The 3,623-nt window shown below is 65.8% G+C and carries 1 protein-coding gene; it reads left to right on the top strand.

The genetic code is table 11. From position 1 onward, the window contains the following. Positions 1 to 393: 393 nt before the first annotated feature. On the top strand, positions 394 to 3,623 hold a 3,230-nt coding region (locus tag AB0B25_RS31985; protein ID WP_357187544.1), incomplete at its 3' end, for a hypothetical protein.

The raw sequence follows: 3,623 nt of genomic DNA, 5'->3' as shown, positions 1-3,623 counted from the left end.
GCCGAGTCGGAGGCGATGGTTTTCGTTGATACTGAACAGTCCGGCCGTAGTGTGTCGCAGTCCGGGGTGACTGATTCGTCTTGGTGATGATGGTGTGTCGGTTGGGGGTGTGTGGTGGCGTTTAACGTCGAGGGCCCGGCTTTGTTGCGGGGTATTGGGGAGTTGTTGAATTTTGGTATGGAGTTGCCTGATACTCGGGCGGGGGATTTGGAGCGGTTGGGTGAGCGTGGTTTGTTGGGTTTGGCTCCGCGGGTGCGGGCGTTGTCGGAGGCTGTTCGGGGTACGCAGGGGAATGTTGCGGATATTTATGAGGGTGAGGCGACTGATGCGTTGTTGAAGTCGTTGGGGTTGTTGGAGTCGGGGAAGTTTTCGTTTGATGAGTTGGCTGATGCGATGACGCAGTTCGGGAATGCGTTGGTGAAGACTGCGAATGGTGTGACGAAGACGCAGTTGATTATGTGGGGTTTCGCGGCGGTGACGTTGTATGCGTTGTGGTCGGCGCGGGCGGCGTTGGGGTTCACGCCGTGGGGGCGGGCGGCGTTGCCGGTGGTGGAGGAGGTGATTCTTCTCGAGGGTAAGCAGCTTGTGCGGTGGCAGGCGTTGCGGGGGTTGGGTGAGGCGGCGGCGGCGATGGGGGAGTCGCGGGCTGCGGGGATGTTGGTGCCGTTGTTGAAGCGGTTCGGGGTGTTGCCTGCTTTGCGGGAGTCTTCGGGTGGGGTGTTGGCGAAGGTGTTGGGGGGTGATGTGGCGAGGGCGGCGGTGAAGCAGGGGTTGGTGGGTGTGGGGATCGATGGTGTTGCTGGTGTGGTGTCGGGGGATGGTTTTCGGTGGGATTCGGCGTTGACGATGGGGGCGTCGTTCGCGGCGGGGCCGTTGGCGGGTGGGCCTGCGGCGCGGTTTATGCAGAGTTTTATGGGGCGGTTCGTGGTGCCGCCGTTGGCGGCGCGGGTGGCGACGGGTGCGGTGGCGGGGTCGGTGTCGATGGTGGGGATGGGTGTGGGTGGTGCGGTGATGCAGTCGGTGTTGCAGGGGTCGTTGGCGTGGCAGGCGTTCGCGGCGGCGGTGGATCCGCATATGTTGTTGGCGGGTGCGGGTTTGGGTGTGTTGGGTGGGATGCGGTCGGTGCCGGAGGTGCGGGGTGCGGGGCAGGCGGGGGTGTCGGGTGAGGGGCCGCGGTGGAAATGGGAGCGGGGTGAGTTGACCGAGACGTCGCGGCGGGAGGGGATGTATGAGTATCGCGAGGTGCGGAGGTTGCATCCGGATACGTTTCCGGAGGGGCCGGTGCGTGAGCGGGCGCATGATCTTTATGCGCATGTCAACGAGGTAAGGGATGCGGCGAATTCGCATGGGCGTAATGCGAATGCGTATCACAGTGGTGATGTCAGGGAGTTGAGGAGTGCCCGGCAGCAGTTGACGTCGTTGCGGGATGCGGCGGTGGTTCATGATGGGAGTGCTCCGCATCCGGATGCTGCGGTGCGGGCGGGTTCGGATGGTGCGCGGGCGGGTTCGGATGGTGTGCGGGCGGGGTCGTCGGATGCTGGTGCTGGTGGGAGATCGCCTGCGGTGCGGGGTGATTCGGGTACGGGTACGGGGTTGGATCGGTCGTCGCGGGGTGGTGCGCGGCCGGTTGTGCCGAGGTCGTCGTCGGGGGGTGCGGGTGTGGTGGCGGGTCCGCAAGCGTCGGCGGCGGTGCCGGGTGGGTCTGCGGGTCAGGTGGGTGGTTCGGCTGTGTCTGGGGATCAGGGTGAGGGTGGTCGGGTTGTGCCGGTGGATGGTTCGGTTCCGGTGGTGGGGGAGGGGTCGGGGCGTGTGGGTGGTGATCCGAATGCGGGGTCGGGTCAGACGGCGGATCAGGTGTTGGCGGAGTTGCAGCGGACGTCGTTGGATCGGTTGAAGAGGGATGCGGAGTTGGGGCGGGTGGCGACGGGGTTGCCGGAGGGTGTGGATCCGGTGTTCGCGGCGCCGCGTGCGGGGCTGCGGAGTGTGGGGTTGGATCGGGTGTTCGCCGAATTCGGTGAGAGTGCGACGCCGGTGTCGTGGGTGGGTGTGACTGAGGGGTTTTTCCCGGTGTCGGATTTGGGGAAGGTTTTGGCGGAGGGTTTGTCGCCGGGTCGTTCGGGTTATATTTCGGGGTTTACGTCGTTGGAGCAGGCGGCGCGGTTCGGTGCGGGTCATGTGGTTGTGGTGCGGGCGCCGGGTTTTCATCGGGTGGGGATTTCGGGGGAGCCGATGGCGTTGTTCGTGGGTGGGGCGGCGGAGAATTTTGTGGCGGGGTGGCATGAGTTTTCGGGGGAGATGTCTATTTATGTGGAGCATTCGGGTTTCGATCCGGTGCGGAAAGCGGCGGTTGAGGGGTTTGCGGGGTCGGTGGGTGGGGGGTCGGTGGGTGTGCAGCGGTCGGCGGCGCCGGCGGTGCAGCCGCGCCCGGATGCTGGGTCGTCGCGTGCGGGGCGGGTGCCTGTTGTGCGGCAGGACAGTTCGGGGTTGCCGACGCCGGAGCAGGTGCGGCGGGGTAGGGATGTGACGGGGTTGACCGTGGAGATGGATCCGCGGGTGGGGTTGTCGGGGGTGGGGTTGGATCGTTTGTTGGCGGGTTTTGGTGAGTTGGTGAATCCGCCGAGGTTTGTCGATGACGCGGTGGTGGGGTATGTGGCTGTGGCGGAGGGGAGTGCGGATGCGCCGTTTGTGAATGGTTTGGTGTCGCGTTCGGGTGTGGTGGTGGTGTATGACTCGCCGGGGGCGGCGCGGGCTGCTGTGGGTGGGGATTGTCGGGTGTATGTGGTGGAGGGGCGGCGTGGGAGGTTCGAGCAGGATCTTCCTAATGGGGGTAAGGCGTTTCTGTATGCGGGGGAGATTCCCGCGCATAATGTGTTCGGTCGTTTCCAGTCGGATGATGATGCTCGTTTGGATGTGGGGGGGTTCGAGGATTTCCCGGCTGTGCAAACGTTTGTGCCGAATCCGGGGTTCGATCCTGATCGGCCCTCGCAGCCGGTGCCTGTGGTGGCGGATGCGGTGGATGTGGTGGGGGAGTGGGAGCGGGTCAAGCGGTTACCGCATCCGGCGGATCGGGTGTGGCAGCGGCGGCAGGACAGGGATGCCGCGGCGGTGGTCGCGGAGTTGTTGCGGCCCTCGGAGCAGGAGTTGCGTCGGGGGATGCAGGCGATGGGGTTGCCTGCGGGGGTGGATGCGGCGCCTGCGGCGGTGGATGGTCGGGCGGTTGATCCGAGAACGTTTCCCGCGTTCCGGGGGAGTCTGCGGTGGTTGGGGCAGCAGACGGGGCCGGTGCTGTTCGTTCCGTTGACACGTGGTGGGGAGGCGGTGTTCGAGACCGGGATCGTGGGCGATGCCGGGGTGGTGTATGGGTTCACGTCGCTGGAGAAAGCGCGGGAGTTCGGGACCGAGGCCGTGGTGGAGGTGGATGCGCCGGGCGGGTTCATCGATGACGCCTCGGGGGTGGTGGTGTTGTTGGACAGTGTCGCGGGCCGGTATGTGGTGGGCGCACATGTGGTGTCGGGGCAGGGACCCGAAGCGGTGTCGAGTTTCACGCGCAACCCCGGTTTCGCGCCGGGACGGGTACCGCGCAAGCAACCGAAACCGGTAGCGGCGCGGTCGCTGTCGGAGCG

It is taken from the genome of Nocardia sp. NPDC049190, assembly GCF_040648115.1.
Classification (GTDB): domain Bacteria; phylum Actinomycetota; class Actinomycetes; order Mycobacteriales; family Mycobacteriaceae; genus Nocardia.
Note: the sequence above shows the minus strand (reverse complement) of the source record. Positions and strands in the feature narration are given on the sequence as shown.